The following is a 19427-nucleotide window of genomic DNA, read 5'->3' on the forward strand; positions in this document are numbered from 1 at the left end:
CTCGCCTTACCCGCCGACAGCCGGGGTCTCCCAGCCGTCCACCCAGATCTGTCGCAACCGATCGCCTTCGCCCTTGAACCGCAACCCGGTCGGCTGGCAATCCTCGATGCGGTCGCTGCGAAAATTGCGGATCGCCTGACGCAACTCGCACCAGGCGACGATGTTGGCGGTTTCGGCGTAGTAGATTAGCGCGATCGGGCGGATCAGGCGCTCGGAGGCGCGGCCAAGTTCGTCGCGGTAGGAGAGATCGAGCTTCTCCTCGTCGCGGATGGCGCGGCGCACCAGCGCCAGGTCGATCGTGCCGGCCGAGGGCGCGGCAAAACCCCAGGCATGCAGCGCATTGGCGTCGAAGGTCTGGCGCAGCGGCGGCGGCACCGCGCCGGCGATCTTGCTGCTGACGCGCTTGGCCGCCTGCTTGAGCTCGTCGTCGCCCGTGCGCTCCAGCAGCGCCAGCGACAGCACGATCGCCTCCATCTCCTCGATCGAGAACATCAGCGGCGGCAGGTCGAAACCGGGGCGCAGTATGTAGCCGATGCCGCGCCCGCCTTCGATCGGCACGCGCATCGCCTGAAGTGCGGCGATGTCGCGATAGATCGATCGGATCGTCACTTCCAAACGCTCGGCGATCATGGCGGCCGTCACCGGCTGCCGCGCCAGCCGCAGGATCTGGATGATCTCGAACAGGCGTGACGCCTTGCGCATTTTCCTCACCCCGTTCCGACCCCAACTGACACACCATTGTCAGTTGGGTCGACCTATAGGACTGCCTATCGAATTGAAAATCAACAGGTTCCGCTGCGGCTTGGTGGGACAAGGCGACAGGCAACTGACATGGGTTACGCGGAAAATCTCTGGCTTTTCTTTATCCTGCTGTTCGGCATCATCGCCGTTCCGGGCATGGACATGCTGTTCGTGTTGGCCAATGCGCTGACCGGCGGCCGCGACAGGGGCCTGGCCGCGACCGGCGGCATCATGGTCGGCGGTATGGTGCACACGCTGAACGGGGCGATCGGCGTTGGCCTTCTCATGCATTTCGTGCCGATCCTGTTCAAGCCGCTGCTGATCGCCGGCGCCGCCTACATGGCCTTCATCGGCATCACGCTGATGCGCAGCTCCATAACCGTCGGTCATGACGGGCCTGTCGGCAGCCGCTCGGCGTGGAAGGCGTTTCGCCAGGGGCTGGTGACTTGCCTGATCAACCCGAAGGCCTATCTGTTCGTGCTTGCCGTCTATCCGCAGTTCCTCAAGCCGGACTACGGCCCGATCTGGGTGCAGGCGACCGTGATGGGGTTGATGACGGTGCTGACGCAGGCCGCGATCTATGGTGGGCTTGCCATCACCGCCGGGCGCAGCCGCAAGCTTCTGATCGCCAATCCGCGGGCGACCATTCTTGCCGGCCGCGCGGCCGGGCTGTTGCTCTTTGCGGTCTCGGTGTTCACCGCCTGGGAAGGGCTGAGGGCGGCGTAATCTGCCCTTTGTTGGAGCATGATCTCTGGACAAACGGAAACCGTTTGTCCGAGAAAACCGGTTTCCACTTTTCGGGATCATGCTCCAGCGCCGCCCCTCCCACATCGTCATCGGATCAGGCGGCGCCCTGCCGGCTTTCCAGCATGGCGCGGCGTGCCGACCGGCGCCACTCGACGGCACCGGCAAGGCCGTGCAGCACGGTCTCGGTGGTCGCCCAGTCGATGCAGCCATCGGTGATGCTCTGGCCATAGACCAGCGGCTTGCCGGGCACCACGTCCTGCCGGCCGGCGACGAGATTGCTCTCGATCATCAGGCCGATAATGCGCTCGTCGCCCGCCGCCACCTGGCCGGCCACATCGGCCGCCACCTTCGGCTGGTTCTCCGGCTTCTTGGCCGAGTTGGCGTGGCTGACGTCGATCATCAGCCGCGGCGCGACACCGATGCGGGCGAGTTCGACCGAGGCCGCCTCGACGCTCGCCGCGTCATAGTTGGGCTGGACGCCGCCGCGCAGGATGACGTGGCAGTCCTTATTGCCTGTGGTCGTGGCGATGCCGCTGCGTCCGCCCTTGGTCACCGCCATGAAATGATGTGGCTGGGCGGCCGATTTCACCGCCTCCCCGGCGATCCTGAGATTGCCGTCGGTGCCGTTCTTGAAGCCGACCGGGCAGGACAGGCCCGAGGCCAGCTCGCGGTGGATCTGGCTCTCGGTCGTGCGCGCGCCGATGGCGCCCCAGGCGACGAGGTCGGCAATGTATTGCGGCGTGGTCATGTCGAGGAATTCGGTCGCCGCCGGCAGGCCGAGATTGTTGACGGCCGACAGCACATTGCGCGCCATCCGCAGCCCCTTGTCGATGTTGAAGCTGCCGTCGAGGTCGGGATCGTTGATCAGTCCCTTCCAGCCGACCGTTGTGCGCGGCTTCTCGAAATACACCCGCATGACGATCTCGAGCCGGTCGGACAGGGTCTCGCGCAGCGCCGCCAGACGGCTGGCATAGTCAACGGCCGCGACCGGATCGTGGATCGAACAAGGTCCGACGACGACAAGCAACCGGTCGTCGGTGCCGTTCAGAATAGCATGGATGGCGTTGCGCGAGGCGCTCACGGTGCGCGTCGCCGTCAGCGTGCGCGGGATCTCCCGCATCACCTGGTCCGGCGTGCTCAGTTCTCGGATTTCCTTGACCCGGAGGTCGTCTGTGGTGGTCAACACGGCTTTCTGCTCCTGTTAGGAGACCTGCCGGCTGAAACAAAAAAGCCGCCAGGTCTGGCGGCTGTTCGGATCTTGTTGCTGCAATCTTCAGATCGAGCGCAATCCTCCCGCCGCCAGCGAGCTGCTAAAGTACCAATAGGTGGCGGACAGGTGGATCATGCGGCTCATATAGTCGAAGCCGGGGCGTTTGTCACGTCCCCCTTGACGACTCCCGAAGGTCGAAGTCCCCGATTTCGTCATCCCTGGAGCAGCCGCGAAGCGGCGTCGCGAAGACCCTGGGATCCATTCCGTGACCTTGGCCGTGGAGCGCAGCTGGGCAGAATTCTGCACCGCAGCGGTGCTCAAGAGTCCCGGCATGGATCCCTTGGGCTGCGGAGCAGCTCCAGGGGTATGCGCCGCGTCGCTTCGCTCCTTGCTCCGCCCGTGGATGACGAAGTGAGGACCGTTTGCTCAGCTCGCTGCTACTCCGGCGACGACCCCGCAACACTCTGGTCGTAGTCGACCAACGACCCGGTCATGACGCCCGATTGCGGGCTGACCATGTAGCTGATCAGCCGCGCAAGCTGGTCCGGCTTGACCAACTGGCCCATCGGCTGCGCGGCCTCGGCTTTCGCCAGCCAGTCGTCCGGGGCGTCGTGCCATTTCTTCTGCACGATGTCTTCGCCCTCGGTATCCATCCAGCCGGGCAGCACGGCGTTGCAGCGGATGCGGTTGAAGCGATAGGCATTGGCGACGTTCTTGGTCAGCGTCATCAGCGCGCCCTTGCTGGTCGAATAGGGCGTCAGGAAGGACTGGCCGGCATGCGCCGACATCGACAGCACGTTGACGATCGAGCCCGGGGCCTTGCGCTCCAAGAGATGCGCGACCAGCCCCTGCATCAGGAAGAAGGGTCCGCGCACATTGGTTTCGAAGATCTGGTCGAAAAGCTCTTCCGTGGTTTCGACCAGTGAGCCGCGCGCCGAGGTGGCGGCGGCGTTGACCAGCGCGTTCAGCGTGCCGAAATGCGCGAGCGCGGTCGCCACCGCGCGCTTGCAGTCCGCCACCTTCGAAACGTCGGCGCTGATGAAGATCGCGTCGACGCCGGCCTTTTTGAAGTGGGCGACGGCCTTGTCCCCCTTCTCCTGCGACCGGCCGACGAGCGCCAATGCCCGGCAGCCTTCGTCGGCCAGCGCTTCGGCGACGGCGAAGCCGATGCCTTGCGCCCCGCCGGTAACGATGGCGCGTGTCTGTGAATTGCGATCGGCGGATGCGCTCATCGCTTTGCTCCTTTGGCTTGGGTCCGATTTCCGGTTCTTACTTGTCGAGACGAACGGTCTTGCCTGTCGTTGCCGACTTCAGCGCCGCATCCGCCAGCTTCAGCGCCACGAGGCCGTCGGCGCCGCTCGGCGCCGCCTTCTTGCCGGACGTCGCGGCGGCAATGAACGAGGCGATCTCGATGGCATAGGCGTCGAGATAGCGGGTCATGAAGAAGTCGTGCAGCGGCGGGCGCGTATAGCCCTTCTCATTGGCCAGTTCGATCGACACCGGCCGCTGGTTTTCCGCCGCGATCATGCCTTTTGAACCATGCACCTCGATGCGCTGGTCGTAGCCATAGGTGGCGCGGCGCGAATTGGAGATGACGGCCTGCTTGCCGGAAGCCGTCTCCAGGATGACGCTGACGCTATCGAAATCCCCGGCCTCGCCAATCGTCTTGTCGACAAGCACCGAAGCGTGCGCGGAGACCGCCACCGGCTCCTCGCCGAGCAGGAAGCGCGCCATGTCGAAATCATGGATGGTCATGTCGCGGAAGATGCCGCCGGAGCGCTTGATGTAGTCGATCGGCGGCGCACCCGGATCGCGCGAGGTGATGGTGACCATCTCAACCGTGCCGATGGCGCCGTCGTCGATTGCCTTGCGCACGGCGGCGAAGTGGGGATCGAAGCGGCGGTTGAAGCCGACCATCAGCGTCGCGTTGGCCCTCTCGACCACGGCCAGGCATTTCTCGACGCGCTTGACGTTCAGGTCGATCGGCTTCTCGCAGAAGATCGCCTTGCCGGCCTTGGCGAAACGCTCGATCAGATCGGCATGGGTGTCGGTGGGCGTGCAGATGACGACGGCGTCGATATCCTTGGATTTCTCGATGGCGTCGATGGTGCGCACCTCGGCGCCATAGGCACTCGCCAGCTCTTTTGCCGCCTTCTCGAAGGCATCGGCCACCGCCACCAGTTTTGCATCGGGGTTGGAGCCGACAGCGCGGGCGTGGACCTTGCCGATGCGGCCGGCACCGAGGAGGGCGAAACGAACAGTCATGGATATTTCCTCTGAGGGATGGGTTCGAGAGAGTTGTGTCCGCACCTTCCCGTCAGGGAAAGGTGGCTGGGGTATTTTCCTGGCGCGGCAGATCGTCCCGGAAGCGGGTGACCCCTCTCGCCTAGGCCGCGAGTTCCGCCTCCCCGGTCTTGGCGCCGGTGATGTAGGACACGATGTCCTGGCCGTCCGTGTTTTCCTTGCGCAGATTGGCGACGATGCGGCCGCGCCGGAACACCACGATGCGGTCGCACAGGTCGAACACCTGGCGCATATTGTGGCTGATCAGGATCAGCGGCTCGCCATTGTCCTTCAGCGTGCGGATGATGTTTTCGACCTGCGCCGTCTCCTGCACGCCGAGTGCGGCGGTCGGCTCGTCCATGATGATCAGCTTGGAGGCGAAGGTCGCGGTCCGGGCGATCGCCACGCACTGGCGCTGGCCGCCGGACATGTGGCGGATGGTGTTGGAAAGGTTGGGGATCTTCACCGCGGTGCGCACCAGCGCCGCTTCGGTCGCCTTGCGCATGTATTTGCGGTCGAGGATCGAGAAAGGTCCGAGATTGAACAGCACCTTTTCGCGACCGAGGAAAAGGTTCGACGGCACGTCGAGATCGTCGGCCAGCGCCAGGTTCTGGAACACCGTCTCGATGCCGGCCTCGCGCGCCGCGATCGGGCCGGTGAAATTCACCTCCTTGCCGTCGAACCAGATCTGGCCGCTGGTACGTTGCTCGACAGCGGTGATCTGGCGCACGAAGGTCGATTTGCCGGCGCCGTTGTCACCCATGATGGCGACATGCTCGCCCTTGCGCAGCTCGAAGTTGGCGCCTTCCAGCGCATGCACGCCGCCATAGCGCTTGGTCAGGTTTTCGGTCTTCAGAACGATGTCTGACATGGTCAAGCCCTCAATGCCCGCAGGCGTTGGCGCCACTGGTCGAGAACGACCGCACCGACGATGATCACGCCCTTGACCATCTCTTGGTAGTAGGCGTCGAGGCGCAGGAAGGTGAAGCCGGAGATGATGACGCCGAAGATCAGCGAGCCGATCACCGTGCCGATGATCGAGCCGCGGCCGCCCGACAGCGAGACGCCGCCTATGACCGCCATGGCGATGGCGTCGAGTTCGTACATCACGCCCATGCCGGCCTGGGCGGTGAGGTTCTTGGAGCAGAGCACCACGGCGGCGAGCGAGGCGAGAATGCCGGCGATGACGTAGACCAGGATCTTGTGGTTGGCGATCTTGATGCCGGACATGCGTGCGGCATCCTCATTGGACCCAATCGCGTAACAATGCTTGCCGTAGCGCGTGTAGGTCATGATGAGCTGGAACAGCACGGCCAGCGACAGGAAGATGATGACGGGCATCAGGCCCTTGCCGATCGCCGCGAAACTGTCGGTGGGAAACGAGATCGGCTGGCCCTTCGACCACCATTTGGCGATGCCGCGCGCGGTCACCATCATGCCGAGCGTGGCGATGAACGGTGGGATGCGCGTGTAGGCGATCAAGGCACCGTTGACCAGACCGGCGAGCAGGCCGCAGCCGATCGCCACCAGCAGCGGCACGATGACGGGCAGGTCGGTCCAGCCTTGCGCCAGAAACATCGCCTTGGGGTTGGGATTGCCGTTGACGGTCGCCACCTGGGCGAAACTCATGGCGATCATCGCGGTCGCGCCGACGATCGAACCGGAAGACAGGTCGATGCCGCCGCAAATGATCACCTGCGTCACGCCGATGGCGATGATGCCGACGATCGACACCTGCAGGATGATGATCTGCAGGCGTGCCTCGTTGAAGATCCCCGAGACGTCGCTGCGGGTGTTGAACAGGAAACTGTCGCCGAGAAAGATGCGGCCGATCAGTTCGAAGATGACGACGAGAATGACGAGCGCCAGGAAGACATTGAATTCGGGCGGCCATGTGCGCTTCTTCGCATCGTAGGTGAGCCCTCCGACGCCATGAGATGTCTGTGCCAATCTTCTATCCTCCGTCAGCCACGGTCGCGCCTCGAGCGCCTTCAGGCGCCGAGGGAAGGGGGAGCGGCGCTGCCTGTGCAGCGCCGCTCTCGATATCCGCGGCTCAGTTCTTCTTCAGGAACTTGTCGATGTTCGCCGGGGTCACAAGCTGGAACGGCACATAGACCTTGTGCTCGACCTTCTCGCCCTTGGACAGTTTCAGCGCCGCGTCCAGCGCGCCCGCGCCCTGGCCGGCCGCGTCCTGGAACACGGTTGCGTCGAGGTCGCCGGCCTGCATGGCGGCAAGCGCATCCTGCGTGGCGTCGACGCCGCCGACGACAACCGCCTTCATGTCGATGTTGGCGGCCTTCATCGCCTGGATGGCGCCGATGGCGCTTTCGTCATTGTTGGCGATGACGCCGTCGAACTTCTTGCCGGTCGACAGCCAGTTGGTCATCAGGTTCTGCGCTTGGTCGCGATCCCAGTTCGAGGTCTGCTTGTCGATGATCTTGATGAAACTGCAGTCCGGCGTCGCGATCACCTCTTCAATGTCCTTGGTGCGCTGCACGGCAGCCTGGTTGGAAAGCTCGCCCATGATCACATAGACATTGGCTTCCTTCTTGCCGGCTTCCTTGAACAGACGGCAGACTTCCTTGGTCTCGAGCGTGCCGGAATCGGCTTCGTTCGAGGCGACGAAGGCCTGGTTGTCGGGCAGCGAGTTCACATTGACCGGCTCGCGGTTGACATAGACCAGCGGAATCTTGGCGGCGGCGGCAGCATCCGACATCGCCTGTGTGGCCGAGGTGTCGACCGGGTTGACGATGATCGCGTCGACGCCCGAAGCGGCGAAGTTCTTGATCTGGTCGAGCTGCTTGGCAACGTCGTTCTGTGCGTCTTCGACCTGCAACTCGACGCCGCTCATGCCCTTGGCCTGGGCGATCATCCCATTGCGCAGCACGGTGAGGAAGTTGTCGTCGAACTTGGCCATCGATACGCCGATCTTGGCGGCAAAAGCCGATGAACTCATCAGCGCCGCGAAAGCGACGCCCAAAAGCAGTTTCTTCATTGTATCTCTCCTCCACTTTTGGTGTCCGGTTGCACCGATTTATCCGGAATCCCCGATCTCCCCGGGGAATCTCTCCCTGATATCGCTTCGCTCCGTGGGCATTCTCTGCTTGGGCTGGAACCCAACCCTCTGTCTGAAACAGACGTTCCGGAACGAAAGAACCAAAATGTACAGTGGGTGAAATATTTATTCCATTCCAGCGGAACGTCAAGGGCGATTCCGCGGCCTGCCGCCGGATTTTCGGATCGCTCTGATGGATTCTATCATTCTGGCGGTTGCTCCCGCCCGGGAAAGCTCAGATATTTTCCGGCAGATAGATGTCGAAGGGCAGGAAGGTCTGGCCAGGCGCGTTGGCCGCGCCGGTTTCGATGGCATGCACCATCCGATCGACCAACTCGCGGCACAGAGCGGCCAGCGGCGTCGAGATCACCATGGTGAGGATGTTGTCGGCGAGTGCCGCGCGCGACTCGGCGTTGATCTCGTTGCAGACCACCACCGGCATATTTACGGGCCTTGCTGCCCGCAGCGCCGAGACCGCGCCTTCCATGCCGCCGCCCGCGACGTAGCAGCCGGCAAGATCCGGATAGCGCGCCAGAAGATCGATCATCGCATCATGGGTTACCTGGTTCGCTTCCAGGTTGACCAGCGTTTCCAGCACGCTGAAGTCGGGTGCATGCTCGCGAAAGAAAGAGCGGAAGCCGATCTCGCGCAATTCGTGGCCATGGAAGCGATGGCTGCCGACGAAGAGGGCGACTTTGCCGGGCTGCCGCGCTGCTTTGGCGATCATCCAGGCCGCGGTACGACCGACCTTGCGGTTGTCGAGGCCGACATAGCCCTCGCGGATACCGGCGGCAAAGTCGGACAGCAGCGAGAAGACCGGTTGTCCCCGCGCCTTCAACGCCTCGACGGCCGCCGTCAGGGTCGGGTGGTCCGGGCCGACAACGGCGATGGCCCTCGATTTCGCCGCCAGCTTGCGCATCTGGGCGGCGATCTCGTCGGGGACCAGGGAACTGGCGAAGTCGATGGTTGCGGCGCCGCGGAACCTCTGCGACTGCGACACCGCCAGTTCGAGCTCCGCTGCGAAATCGCCGTAGAAGACATCGTTGCCTCGCAAAAGCAGGAAGCCGAGCCGGTACTCCGGCAGTTCATGGCGCATCCGCTGCTTGATCAGGCCGGCCGCATGGTAGCCGATCTCGGTCGCGGTCTCATAGACGCGCCGCGCGGTCTCCTCGCGCACCGGCAGGCGATTGTTGAGTACGCGGTCCACCGTGGCGACGCTGACGCCGGAGATGCGCGCCAGATCGGATATAGTCGGCCGTTTCGCCATGATCGTCCTCGTTTGACTGCCGAGCATTGATACATCATTCTGATAGGAAATGATAGAAACTATCTTTGTGAGATTGAGTCTATCACGAGCAAACGGTATTTTCAGGCTGGAAGGTATATGGGCAACCGGCATTCGCTTGGACGAGTGCCTTGCCGAGGAGGCAATCATGACCACTGCGCCGTCCCGGCGGGACTACAGCCTGATCGGCCGCGACGCCAAACTCGCCGTGGAAAACGGACTGTCGGCGGCCGAGTGGTATCACACCGACGTGCCCCGCAAGCAGATGAAGGAACTGATGCAGCGCTCCGACGGGCCGGCGATCCGCGACACTGCGATCTGGCTCGCCGCGCTCATCGCCAGCGGCGCCGGCGGCGCCTGGTTCTGGGGCAGTTGGTGGTGCGTGCCGTTCTTCTTCGTCTATGGCGTCCTCTACGGTTCATCGACGGATTCCCGCTGGCACGAATGCGGGCACGGCACGGCGTTCCGGACGCAGTGGATGAATGATGCGATCTATCAGATCGCCTGCTTCATGATCATGCGCAATCCGGTGACCTGGCGCTGGAGCCACACGCGCCACCACACCGACACCATCATCGTCGGCCGCGACCCCGAAATCTCGGTCATGCGGCCGCCGGACCTGGTGCGCGCGCTCCTCGGCTTTGTCGGTGTCCTCGACGCCTGGCATGCGATGTCGGACATGCTGCGCAACGCCGCCGGCAACATCAGCGCCGCCGAAAAGACCTTCATTCCCGAGCAGGAACAGGGCAAGGCGATCCGCATCGCCCGCATCTGGACGGCGATCTATGCCGCAACCATCGGCTTGGCGGTCTATTCCGGCTCGTTCCTGCCTTTGATGCTGGTCGGCCTGCCCAGGCTCTATGGCGCCTGGCATCACGTCATGGTCGGTCTGCTGCAGCATGGCGGCCTGGCCGACAATGTCATCGATCACCGGCTGAACAGCCGTACCGTCTACATGAACCCGATCAGCCGCTTCATCTACTGGAACATGAACTATCATGTCGAGCATCACATGTTCCCGATGGTGCCCTACCATGCGCTGCCGAAGCTGCACGAACTGATCAAGCACGATCTGCCGGCGCCGACACCGTCGATCCTGGCCGGCTACCGCGAGATGATCCCGGCCTTCCTGCGCCAGTTGCGCAACGAGGACTATTTCCTCAAGCGCGAACTGCCGCCGACCGCCCGGCCGTACCGCGAGGAATTCCACGGCGACGCCGTCGCCGCCGCTGCGGAATGATCGCGGCGAATCCATTTTTACGGGGAGGACCGAATGAGCGACTGGGTCGAGGCCTGTGCTGCCGACGACATCGATGAAGAGGATGTGATGCGCTTCGATCATGGCGGGCGCACCTTCGCCATCTATCGCAGCCCAGACGACGAATATTTCGCCACGGACGGGCTTTGCACGCATGAGAAGGTACACCTCGCCGACGGTCTGGTGATGGACGACATCATCGAATGCCCCAAGCACAATGGCCGCTTCAACTACAAGACCGGCGCGGCCAGGGGCGCCCCGGTCTGCGTCAACCTGAAAACCTATCCGGTCAAGGTCGACGCCGGCAAAGTCCTCGTTCAGGTCGGATGATGGGGATGGCGCGGGGAATGGTCATCATCGGCGCCGGCGAATGCGGCGGGCGGGCAGCGCTCACGCTGCGCGATCTCGGTTATGAGGGGCCGGTGACGCTGGTCGGCGACGAACCGCATCTGCCCTACGAGCGCCCGCCTCTGTCCAAGGAGGCGATGGCCAGCGATGCGCCCGAAATCAAGGCGATCGCCAGCGACGCGGTGCTGGCCGAGAAGTCGATCCGGCATACCCATTCCGTCCAGGCCGTGGCGATCGATCGTGCGGCGCATAGGGTGCGCCTGTCCAACGGTTCGGTACTGCCATACGACAAGCTCCTGCTGGCCACCGGCTCGGCCCCGCGCAAACTGCCGATGCCGGGCCTTGGCGCGCGCTGCGTGTATCTCAGAACCTTCGCCGATGCGCTGGCCATTCGCGCCCATCTCAGCGCCGGCAACCGTATCACCATTGTCGGCGGCGGCTTCATTGGCCTCGAACTCGCCGCGGCGGCCCGCAAGCTCGGCGCTGCGGTCACCGTCATCGAGGCGCAGCCGCGCATCCTGATGCGCGGCGTGCCGGCCGAGATCGCCGAAATCATCCATCAGGCGCACATCGCCGAAGGCGTCGACATACTGTGCGGCGATGGCATCGCCTCCATCGCCGACGACGGCAAGGAGGTGCGCGTGACGCTCGCCGGCGGGCGCGAAATATCAGCCGACCTCGTCATTATCGGCATCGGCGCGGTGCCGGTGACCGGGCTCGCAGCCGAAGCCGGCCTGACCATCGACAACGGCATTGCGGTCGATGCCGAGCTGCGCAGCAGTGATCCCGACATCTTCGCTGCCGGCGACTGCTGTTCGTTCCCGCTTGCAGTCTACGGCGGCCGCCGTGTGCGGCTCGAAGCCTGGCGCAATGCGCAGGAGCAAGGTGCGCTGGCGGCAAGGAATATGCTCGGCGCCGGCGAGGCGCATGCGGCTGTGCCGTGGTTCTGGTCGGATCAGTATGGGCTCACCTTGCAGATCGCAGGGCTTTCGGACGAAGGCAGCGGCACGGTGCGACGCGATCTCGGTGAAGGCGCCTTCATCCTGTTCCATCTGGATGAGGACGGCCGGCTCGTGGCGGCCAGCGGCATCGGCCCAGGCAATGCGGTCGCCCGCGACATCCGGCTGGCCGAAATGCTGATCGGCAAGCGCGCCAGCCCGGCACCGGAAGCACTGGGATCACAGGCCGTCAAGCTGAAGTCGCTGCTGGCGGCGTGAAACGATCTAGAACAGCGCCTTCAGTTCCGGCAGCTTGTCGTTGACCAGCCAGCCGTAATAATTCTCCTCAGGCAGTTTTTCCGGCTCGCCTGCGGCGCGACGCCTGCCGTTTTCCGCTTTCAGCGCTTCGGCGCGCTGCTCTGGATTGCCGACATTGTAGAGTGTCGCGGTCAGACCCGGATTGCCCGAAATGTCGAAGCCGGCAATGCTCTTATAGGCATCGATCGATTTCCTGATCGTCGCGGCGACATAAGGCAGCGTCAGGTCCGGATCCATGATGGTCTTGTAGACCGAATTGGGATCGCCGACATCGAGCTTCGGCAGGCCTGACACCTTGTGCACGAGATCGCTCATCTGCAGTGCGGTCAGCGGGTTGAGCTGGCCGAGCCCAAAAGTCTGGCCGGCATAATAGGGCTGGAAGAAGGTGGCGCCGAATCGGTCGTCGGGAAAGTCCTCGCCGCCGACGTTCTTGCCGCGAAACGCATGGTTCCACACCTGCTCGCGGCATTCCCAGAGGTCGTAGCTGTCTGACATCCCTGCGCATTTCTTGAATTCCGGCCGCTGCACGAAATCGGTGATGTCCTCGCCGTCATAGGCGAAGGACAGCTTGCTGGAGAGATAGGAGATCGCCTTGACGTAATAGGTCTGCAGCCGGTCGTAGGCGTCGACATTGTAGGTGTGTTCGCCGACGATGGCGCCGACGATATGCATCGGATCGATGCCATAGGCGGCGGCAGCCTTCTTGATCTTGCCGCGCAGATCGGGGTCGTTCTGCAGCAAGGCATAGACCTTGCGGTATTTGGCCTGGAAGGTGGTGTTGGTCGCCTGCGTGCGTCGGCTCGAGGCGCCGGGAATGTCGGGCTGCTCGGCATTGCGGTTTCCCGGCGGCACGAGTGTCGCTGCTTCAGCCGCCAACAGCGTCGCCGCCAGCATCAAGCCGAGAATGATTGGGATGAATTTTTTCATGCGCCGCCGCCTAGAGGTATTGCCGCGCAAACTAGGGTAGTGCTCTGGGTCGAGTCGAGAGCCCCTTCACCCGGCAAGTCGAAAGGTGGCCAGATGGTACCATCTGGCCACACATGATTGTTCTGCCGGCTGCCTGAACCGGCGCCGGATCAACCGGTGCCGTGCTTTAAAGGATGAATCGCGACAAATCTGTGTTTCGCGACAGGTCGCCGACATGCTTTTCCACATAGGCGGCGTCGATCGTGACCGACGTGCCGTTGCGGTCTGGCGCGTCATACGAAATTTCGTCCAGCACCCGCTCCATCACCGTCTGCAGCCGCCGGGCGCCGATGTTCTCGACGCTGTCATTGAGGTCGACGGCAATGCCGGCCAGCGAATCGATGGCGTCGTCGGTGAAGGTCAGGTCGACACCCTCGGTCTTCATCAGCGCGATATATTGCTTGATCAGGCTCGCTTCCGTCTCGGTCAGGATGCGGACGAAATCTTGCTTCTCCAAGGCGCGCAGTTCTACGCGAATCGGCAGGCGGCCCTGCAATTCCGGCAACAGGTCGGATGGCTTCGAGACGTGGAACGCGCCCGAGGCGATGAACAGGATGTGATCCGTCTTCAACGGCCCGTATTTGGTCGCCACCGTGGTGCCCTCGACCAGCGGCAGCAGGTCGCGCTGCACGCCTTCGCGCGAAGGGCCGCCGGAAATGTCGGACCTGGCGGCGATCTTGTCGATTTCGTCGAGGAAGACGATCCCGTCGTTTTCCGCGGCATCGAGCGCCCGGCGCACCACCTCGTCCTGGTCGAGCAGCTTGTCGGACTCGTCGCTGACCAGGAGATCGTAGGATTCCTTTACCGTCGTCTTGCGCAGCTTGGTCTTCTTGCCGCCCATCGCCTTCGACAGCATGTCGTTGATGTTCAGCACGCCGATATTGGCGCCCGGCATGCCGGGAATCTCGAAGCCGGGCATGCCGCCATTGCCGGTGTCGGCCACTTCGATCTCGATTTCCTTGTCGTCCAGTTCGCCGTCGCGCAGCTTCTTGCGGAAAGAGTCGCGCGTCGCTGGGCTGGCGGTCTTGCCGACCAGCGCTTCCAGAACGCGTTCCTCGGCATTGATGTGGGCGCGCGCCTTGACGTCCTCGCGCATCTTTTCGCGGACGAGCCCGATGGCGATCTCGACGAGGTCACGGATGATCTGCTCGACGTCACGGCCGACATAGCCGACCTCGGTGAACTTGGTCGCCTCGACCTTGACGAAGGGCGCGCCGGCCAGCCGCGCCAGGCGGCGCGAGATCTCGGTCTTGCCGACGCCGGTCGGGCCGATCATCAGGATGTTCTTCGGCATCACCTCTTCGCGCATCTGGCCTTCCAGCTGCTGGCGGCGCCAGCGGTTGCGCAAGGCGATGGCCACGGCGCGTTTGGCGTCCTTCTGGCCGATGATGAAGCGGTCGAGTTCCGAAACGATTTCGCGGGGGGAGAATGTGCTCATATCACTAAATTCCACTTTGCCACTGCTTGATGGCCTCGAACGGATGCAGCAGCATGATCACGTTGAGTGTCAGATTGTCCCGGATAAGATAGCCGGTACCCAGTTCGAAGAGGATGGCGAGGCTGACGATCACCCATATAGGTAGCCTTCGCGCCATCACAAATCCCAGCACCATGGCCAGTGTGTCGGACACCGAATTGATGATGCTGTCGCCATAATAGTCGAGCGAGATGGTGCCGGCGCGGTAGCGGTCGATGATGAACGGGCTGTTCTCCAGCAATTCCCAGCCGCCCTCGATGAGGACGGCGAAGGCCAGCCGCAAGCCGATCGGCGAACGCGGAAAGAGGAACCTCGCCAGGGCATAGAACAGGAAGCCGTGGATGATGTGCGAGAAAGTGTACCAGTCGGAAATGTGCTGGGAATTCTCGGAGCTGTTCACCACGCCGTGCCACAGTTTGACATAGCCGCAGGTGCAGATCGGTGTCCGGCCCATCAGGTAGAGCGTGACGGCCTGGACGATGACCAGGCCAAGCACGATCAGCAGCCCCATCCGCCAGCTGTTTTCGTAGGCCGAGAGCTCTTTGTCCTCGACGGATGCGATCATGCCCTATTGTCCCTCTTCCGCGTCGCTGTCTCGACCACCACCAAGCCCGTCACGCCTTCAGCGGCGGTAGCCGACGGATCACGGCCGCCGGCAAAGTGGGTTTGACGACAATCCGCCGGATACGCTGCCAGCCAGCTCCGAACAGAATAATGAGCGCGCCGACAACGACCAGGATCAAGGCAAAAGGCGGGATACCCGTCGAATCGGAGGCTGAATTCACCAGATAATAGATAACCAGCGAGCCGAAGTAAGCCAATGTGGGAACCAGAAGCGAACGGCGGTCTATGGCGAGCGCGACATAGAGGAAGCCGAGGATCAGGACCGCCAGCATGATGGTTGCATTGGCGTCCGGCGCGATATGTCCGAATACGACGTTCTGCCCGGTTGCCATGATAAAGAGCGGATGCACCAGCATAGGCGCCGAGACGACATGCAGCCAGAAGGCGCAATCGGACCAGATCTTGCGTCGATCCCTGTCGTAAATGTCAAAAGCCACACCCGTCGCGAACACGATCAGGCCGCAGACCAGCGGCATGTAGAGGGCCGCGCGGAGTAGTTCGGGAACATCCTCAAGGCGTGGCGGCGCAATCGCGCCCGTTGTCACGCTATCATACAGGATTATCGCCGTTTGCAGGAAGGCAAGCAGTGTGAAGGCGATGGCGATAGCCCCGGCAATGATGGGGACGCGAAAGCGCCAGAAATAGATCGCCGCCGCAATTATTCCTCCGCCCAGGAACAGATATCCGGCCCGGGACGCCGTCTGGCGCAACGCCAATAGCTGCCAGATCGTCTCCGGCTTGCGTATGCCGAAGCTGGCCTCCACTCGTAGCGCCAGAGCGACCAGCATGGCGGCCATGAAAATCAGGGCAAGCACGGACGACGATAGTTTCATCCGGTGCTGACGCGTGACAATTTCGGCGAGCCCCCAGGCGAAAACCGCGAGGATGCCAGCGATCCCGAATGTCTGGCCTGGAAGCAAGGTGGTGAGGACAAAGAAGAAGCCGGCGCTAAGCAGAACGGTTCCCACGGTGACGAACAGATCGTTCCCGCCGCCGACCAAGCGCAGGTTTTCCTCGTCACCCTCGTCATCGGCGCGCCCGGCCGGGGCGAGAGCGCCCGCGCGTTCCATGGCCTCCAACTGATCGCGCAGGGTTTGCGAGATCAAACCTTTCGCGACTGCTTTGTCGAGTGTTTCGGCGCTGATCAATCGGGCTCCTGCGGCGCGTCGCGCGCCATCATCAACGCCGGGCCGAACTCCGATGTTCTGGTGTCAAAGGCAACAAAGCCAGCCTTTTCATAGGCCCGGATGGCCCGAGCATTGCCCGGGTCGGGGTCGATGATGACGCGCGGCACGCCTTCCTCGAACAGCTGCTCGACGAATTGCCGCACGATCGCCGAGCCGTGACCGAGGCCGACCAGTTCCGGCGGGCCGATCGACAGGTCGATGCCGAGCGTGCCGAACGGCTGGTCGGCATAGGGGTGGTCGTCTTCCAGATGCGGGTCGTAGCTCTGCAGATAGGCGATCGGTTTGCCGTCGAGTTCGACGATCAGCGGCTCGACCGAAATCGAGTCGATATGATCGCGAATCTCGGCGATTTCCGTCTCGGGGTCGTTCCACCATTCCGCGACATGCGGTTCGGCAAGCCAGCCGGCGATCATCGGCAGGTCTTTTTCCGTCACCGGCCGAAAATCGTAGAGCACGGCCTGCTCAAGCGGCATCGAGCGTTTCGACGACGAAGTTGTTGTTGGTGTAGACGCAGATGTCGGAGGCGATCTGCATCGCCTTGCGGGCGATCTCCTCGGCATCCTTGTCGGAGTCCATCAGCGCCCGCGCCGCGGCCAGCGCGTAATTGCCGCCCGAACCGATGGCCATGACGCCATGTTCGGGTTCGAGCACGTCGCCGGTGCCGGTCAGCGCCAGCGAGACCGACTTGTCGGCCACCAGCATCATCGCTTCCAGCCGGCGCAGATAGCGGTCGGTGCGCCAGTCCTTGGCGAGTTCGACGCAGGCGCGCGTCAGCTGGTCGGGATATTGTTCGAGCTTGGCTTCCAGCCGTTCCAGCAGCGTGAAGGCATCGGCGGTAGCGCCGGCGAAACCGGCGATCACATTGCCCCCCTTGCCGATGCGGCGGACCTTGCGGGCATTGCCCTTCATGATGGTCTGGCCAAGGCTGACCTGGCCGTCGCCGGCGATCACCACCTTGTTGCCCTTGCGCACCGTCACGATGGTCGTGGCGTGCATGGTCAGATTATCAGACATTTATTGGCTCCGATTCGCGCGATCCCAAAAGGCGATTGGCGCGGTACGAGTGATTTTATCGGCCATATGTATGCATGGGACCAATGATTGCAAATCGCTCCTCCGGCAAGGCCGATACCTCTGTCCGAGGCAACTGGCAATCGCCGGATCATGCTGATAGAAGGCTTTCGTTTTCAAGCCGGTGAATGTTCGAAGCTCGTCCGCGGAGCTTTGAAACCCTGAGACAAGGACAAGGTCATGGCGCCCCGTTCCGCCGAAGCCAGCCGCAAGACCAAGGAAACCGACATCTCGGTGTCGGTCCATGTCGACGGTTCGGGCAAATCCGATATCGCCACGGGCGTCGGCTTCTTCGACCATATGCTCGACCAGCTTTCGCGCCATTCGCTGATCGACATGAGGGTGACGGCCAAGGGCGACCTGCACATAGACGACCACCACACGGTCGAGGACACCGGCATCGCGCTCGGCCAGGCCTTGACCAAGGCACTGGGCGAGCGGCGCGGCATCATGCGCTATGCCTCGATCGACCTTGCCATGGACGAGACGCTGACGCGCGCGGCGATCGACGTGTCCGGCCGGCCGTTCCTGGTCTGGAACGTATCTTTCTCGTCGCCCAAGATCGGCACCTTCGACACCGAGCTGGTGCGGGAATTCTTCCAGGCGCTGGCCCAGAATGCCGGCATCACGCTGCATGTCACCAACCATTACGGCGCCAACAACCACCACATCGCCGAGACCTGCTTCAAGGCGGTGGCGCGTGCGCTGCGTGCCGCACTCGAGCCCGACCCGCGCCAGCCGGACGCGGTTCCCTCCACCAAGGGATCGTTGAAGGGATAGGCCATGGCCACCTATGTTGTGATGCAACCGCCCGGCCGCAGCGAGAAGGTCGATGCAACGGCCTTGATCCGCGACGGCTTCACCTGGCTCGGCCTGCTGGTACCGCCGCTATGGCTCGCCTGGCACCGGCTGTGGATCGAGGCCGGACTTGCCTTCGTCGTCATGGGCCTGCTTTCGATGGCAGGGGAAAACCTTGGCCTTGGATTGGCAAGTTCGCTGCTGTCGCTCCTGGTTTCGTTCTATGTCGGCCTGGAAGGGCAGGGGTTGCGCATCGCGGCCCTTCGCCGGCGCGGCTGGCATGAATGGGGCGTGGTTCAGGCCGGCCGGCTCGACGATGCCGACATCCGCTATGCGCTGGAGGTCGAGGGGCACGCTGAGGAAATCACGCCGCCGCCGCGCATCGTCCCCGATGCCGCCCTGGCGCGCCCGGCGCAGCCGGGCATGGCGCTGGGCCTGACCCACATACCGGGACGGCAGTGACATGCGGGTAGCAATCATCGACTACGGCTCGGGCAATCTGCGCTCGGCCACCAAGGCCTTCGAGCGTGCCGCGCGCGAAGCCGGCATATCGGCCGAGATCGACCTGACGGCCGATGCCGACCGGGTGCGCAGCGCCGACCGCATCGTCCTGCCCGGCGTCGGCGCCTATGCCGACTGCGCGGCCGGCCTGCGTGCCGTCGACGGCATGTGGGAGGCGGTCGAGGACGTCGCGATCGCCAAGGGCCGGCCCTTCCTCGGCATCTGCGTCGGCATGCAGCTGATGTCTGAGCGCGGCCTGGAAAAGACCGTCACCCATGGCTTCGGCTGGATATCAGGCGACGTCAAGGAGATCACACCCACTGATCCCGCGCTGAAAATCCCGCAGATCGGCTGGAACACGATCGAGCTCAGGCGTCAGCACCCGCTGTTTACCGGCATCCCGACCGGACCAGACGGGCTGCACGCCTATTTCGTCCATTCCTACCATCTCGACGCGAAAAAGCCGGACGAGGTTGTGGCCGTCGCCGACTATGGTGGTCCGGTGACGGCGACCGTCGCCCGCGACAATCTCGTTGGCACGCAGTTCCATCCCGAAAAGAGCCAGGCGCTCGGCCTGGCGCTGATCACCAATTTCCTGCGCTGGAGGCCCTAGAGCATGA

The 19427-nt window shown here is 63.2% G+C and carries 21 protein-coding genes; 7 read left to right on the forward strand and 14 right to left on the reverse strand.

Annotation, left to right across the window (positions count from 1 at the left end; all coding sequences use genetic code 11):
* Positions 1 to 6: 6 nt before the first annotated feature.
* Positions 7 to 702 (reverse strand): YafY family protein, encoded by a 696-nt coding sequence (locus FJV83_RS17250; RefSeq protein WP_142886772.1) that lies wholly within the window; start codon positions 700 to 702, stop codon positions 7 to 9.
* A gap of 129 nt (positions 703 to 831) precedes the next feature.
* Here FJV83_RS17250 and FJV83_RS17255 point away from each other — a divergent pair, with 129 nt between their 5' ends.
* Positions 832 to 1467 (forward strand): LysE family translocator, encoded by a 636-nt coding sequence (locus FJV83_RS17255; RefSeq protein ID WP_095773124.1) that lies wholly within the window; start codon positions 832 to 834, stop codon positions 1465 to 1467.
* 115 nt (positions 1468 to 1582) lie between these two features.
* On the opposite strand, the gene FJV83_RS17260 is transcribed toward FJV83_RS17255, so the two are convergent.
* The 7 genes from FJV83_RS17260 to FJV83_RS17290 all read right to left on the reverse strand — a co-directional run bounded on the left by FJV83_RS17260 (position 1583) and on the right by FJV83_RS17290 (position 9303).
* Positions 1583 to 2674 carry a 3-deoxy-7-phosphoheptulonate synthase gene (locus FJV83_RS17260; protein WP_142886771.1) on the reverse strand — a complete coding sequence of 364 codons (1092 nt, stop codon included), beginning with the start codon at positions 2672 to 2674 and terminating at the stop codon, positions 1583 to 1585.
* 461 nt (positions 2675 to 3135) lie between these two features.
* Entirely contained in the window at positions 3136 to 3930 is a 795-nt protein-coding gene (locus FJV83_RS17265) for an SDR family oxidoreductase (RefSeq protein ID WP_142886770.1), read from the reverse strand.
* Positions 3931 to 3967: 37 nt separating this feature from the next.
* Positions 3968 to 4963 (reverse strand): inositol 2-dehydrogenase, encoded by a 996-nt coding sequence (iolG, locus tag FJV83_RS17270; protein WP_142886769.1) that lies wholly within the window; start codon positions 4961 to 4963, stop codon positions 3968 to 3970.
* A 121-nt stretch (positions 4964 to 5084) separates the two neighbouring features.
* Positions 5085 to 5852: an ATP-binding cassette domain-containing protein gene (locus FJV83_RS17275; RefSeq protein ID WP_095771480.1), complete on the reverse strand. Its 768-nt coding sequence runs from the start codon at positions 5850 to 5852 to the stop codon at positions 5085 to 5087.
* A 2-nt stretch (positions 5853 to 5854) separates the two neighbouring features.
* Positions 5855 to 6931, reverse strand: a complete 1077-nt coding sequence (locus FJV83_RS17280) for an ABC transporter permease (RefSeq protein WP_142886768.1) — start codon at positions 6929 to 6931, stop codon at positions 5855 to 5857.
* Positions 6932 to 7034: 103 nt separating this feature from the next.
* On the reverse strand, positions 7035 to 7976 hold the full coding sequence (locus FJV83_RS17285; protein WP_095771482.1) for a sugar ABC transporter substrate-binding protein: 942 nt from the start codon (positions 7974 to 7976) through the stop codon (positions 7035 to 7037).
* 295 nt (positions 7977 to 8271) lie between these two features.
* Positions 8272 to 9303 (reverse strand): LacI family DNA-binding transcriptional regulator, encoded by a 1032-nt coding sequence (locus tag FJV83_RS17290; protein WP_095771914.1) that lies wholly within the window; start codon positions 9301 to 9303, stop codon positions 8272 to 8274.
* A gap of 166 nt (positions 9304 to 9469) precedes the next feature.
* On the opposite strand from FJV83_RS17290, the gene FJV83_RS17295 reads away from it, so the two are divergent.
* Genes FJV83_RS17295 through FJV83_RS17305 form a run of 3 tightly spaced genes read left to right on the forward strand, consistent with a single transcriptional unit; the run spans position 9470 to position 12144 of the window.
* A complete protein-coding gene (locus tag FJV83_RS17295) occupies positions 9470 to 10561 on the forward strand; it encodes a fatty acid desaturase family protein (RefSeq protein ID WP_095792186.1) in 1092 nt (363 codons plus the stop codon).
* Between the two features lie 33 nt (positions 10562 to 10594).
* On the forward strand, positions 10595 to 10909 hold the full coding sequence (locus tag FJV83_RS17300; RefSeq protein ID WP_095771483.1) for a MocE family 2Fe-2S type ferredoxin: 315 nt from the start codon (positions 10595 to 10597) through the stop codon (positions 10907 to 10909).
* On the forward strand, positions 10906 to 12144 hold the full coding sequence (locus tag FJV83_RS17305) for an FAD-dependent oxidoreductase (RefSeq protein ID WP_185973444.1): 1239 nt from the start codon (positions 10906 to 10908) through the stop codon (positions 12142 to 12144). Before FJV83_RS17300 ends, FJV83_RS17305 begins: the two co-directional genes overlap by 4 nt.
* Positions 12145 to 12150: 6 nt before the next feature.
* Here the strand turns inward: FJV83_RS17305 and FJV83_RS17310 are convergent, their stop codons facing one another.
* The 6 genes from FJV83_RS17310 to hslV form a co-directional block, all read right to left on the reverse strand.
* Positions 12151 to 13110, reverse strand: a complete 960-nt coding sequence (locus tag FJV83_RS17310; protein ID WP_095771484.1) for a DUF1402 family protein — start codon at positions 13108 to 13110, stop codon at positions 12151 to 12153.
* A 166-nt stretch (positions 13111 to 13276) separates the two neighbouring features.
* On the reverse strand, positions 13277 to 14587 hold the full coding sequence (gene hslU, locus FJV83_RS17315; protein WP_095771485.1) for an ATP-dependent protease ATPase subunit HslU: 1311 nt from the start codon (positions 14585 to 14587) through the stop codon (positions 13277 to 13279).
* A gap of 4 nt (positions 14588 to 14591) precedes the next feature.
* Entirely contained in the window at positions 14592 to 15191 is a 600-nt protein-coding gene (locus tag FJV83_RS17320) for a DUF2585 domain-containing protein (protein WP_142886767.1), read from the reverse strand.
* A gap of 49 nt (positions 15192 to 15240) precedes the next feature.
* Positions 15241 to 16398 (reverse strand): hypothetical protein, encoded by a 1158-nt coding sequence (locus tag FJV83_RS17325; RefSeq protein ID WP_185973443.1) that lies wholly within the window; start codon positions 16396 to 16398, stop codon positions 15241 to 15243.
* Positions 16395 to 16910 (reverse strand): GNAT family N-acetyltransferase, encoded by a 516-nt coding sequence (locus FJV83_RS17330; protein WP_095771487.1) that lies wholly within the window; start codon positions 16908 to 16910, stop codon positions 16395 to 16397. The genes FJV83_RS17325 and FJV83_RS17330 overlap by 4 nt, the downstream gene beginning before the upstream one ends.
* Positions 16900 to 17451 carry an ATP-dependent protease subunit HslV gene (gene hslV / locus FJV83_RS17335; RefSeq protein WP_095771488.1) on the reverse strand — a complete coding sequence of 184 codons (552 nt, stop codon included), beginning with the start codon at positions 17449 to 17451 and terminating at the stop codon, positions 16900 to 16902. The genes FJV83_RS17330 and hslV overlap by 11 nt, the downstream gene beginning before the upstream one ends.
* Before the next feature lie 237 nt (positions 17452 to 17688).
* Here hslV and hisB point away from each other — a divergent pair, with 237 nt between their 5' ends.
* The 3 genes from hisB to hisH are packed head-to-tail and all read left to right on the forward strand — an operon-like array spanning position 17689 to position 19420.
* Positions 17689 to 18288 carry an imidazoleglycerol-phosphate dehydratase HisB gene (gene hisB / locus FJV83_RS17340; protein ID WP_142886766.1) on the forward strand — a complete coding sequence of 200 codons (600 nt, stop codon included), beginning with the start codon at positions 17689 to 17691 and terminating at the stop codon, positions 18286 to 18288.
* 3 nt (positions 18289 to 18291) lie between these two features.
* A complete protein-coding gene (locus FJV83_RS17345) occupies positions 18292 to 18768 on the forward strand; it encodes a DUF2628 domain-containing protein (RefSeq protein WP_142886765.1) in 477 nt (158 codons plus the stop codon).
* Position 18769: 1 nt separating this feature from the next.
* Entirely contained in the window at positions 18770 to 19420 is a 651-nt protein-coding gene (gene hisH / locus FJV83_RS17350) for an imidazole glycerol phosphate synthase subunit HisH (protein WP_142886764.1), read from the forward strand.
* Positions 19421 to 19427 lie beyond the last annotated feature (7 nt).

The organism is Mesorhizobium sp. WSM4307, from assembly GCF_007003945.1.
Lineage (GTDB): Bacteria > Pseudomonadota > Alphaproteobacteria > Rhizobiales > Rhizobiaceae > Mesorhizobium.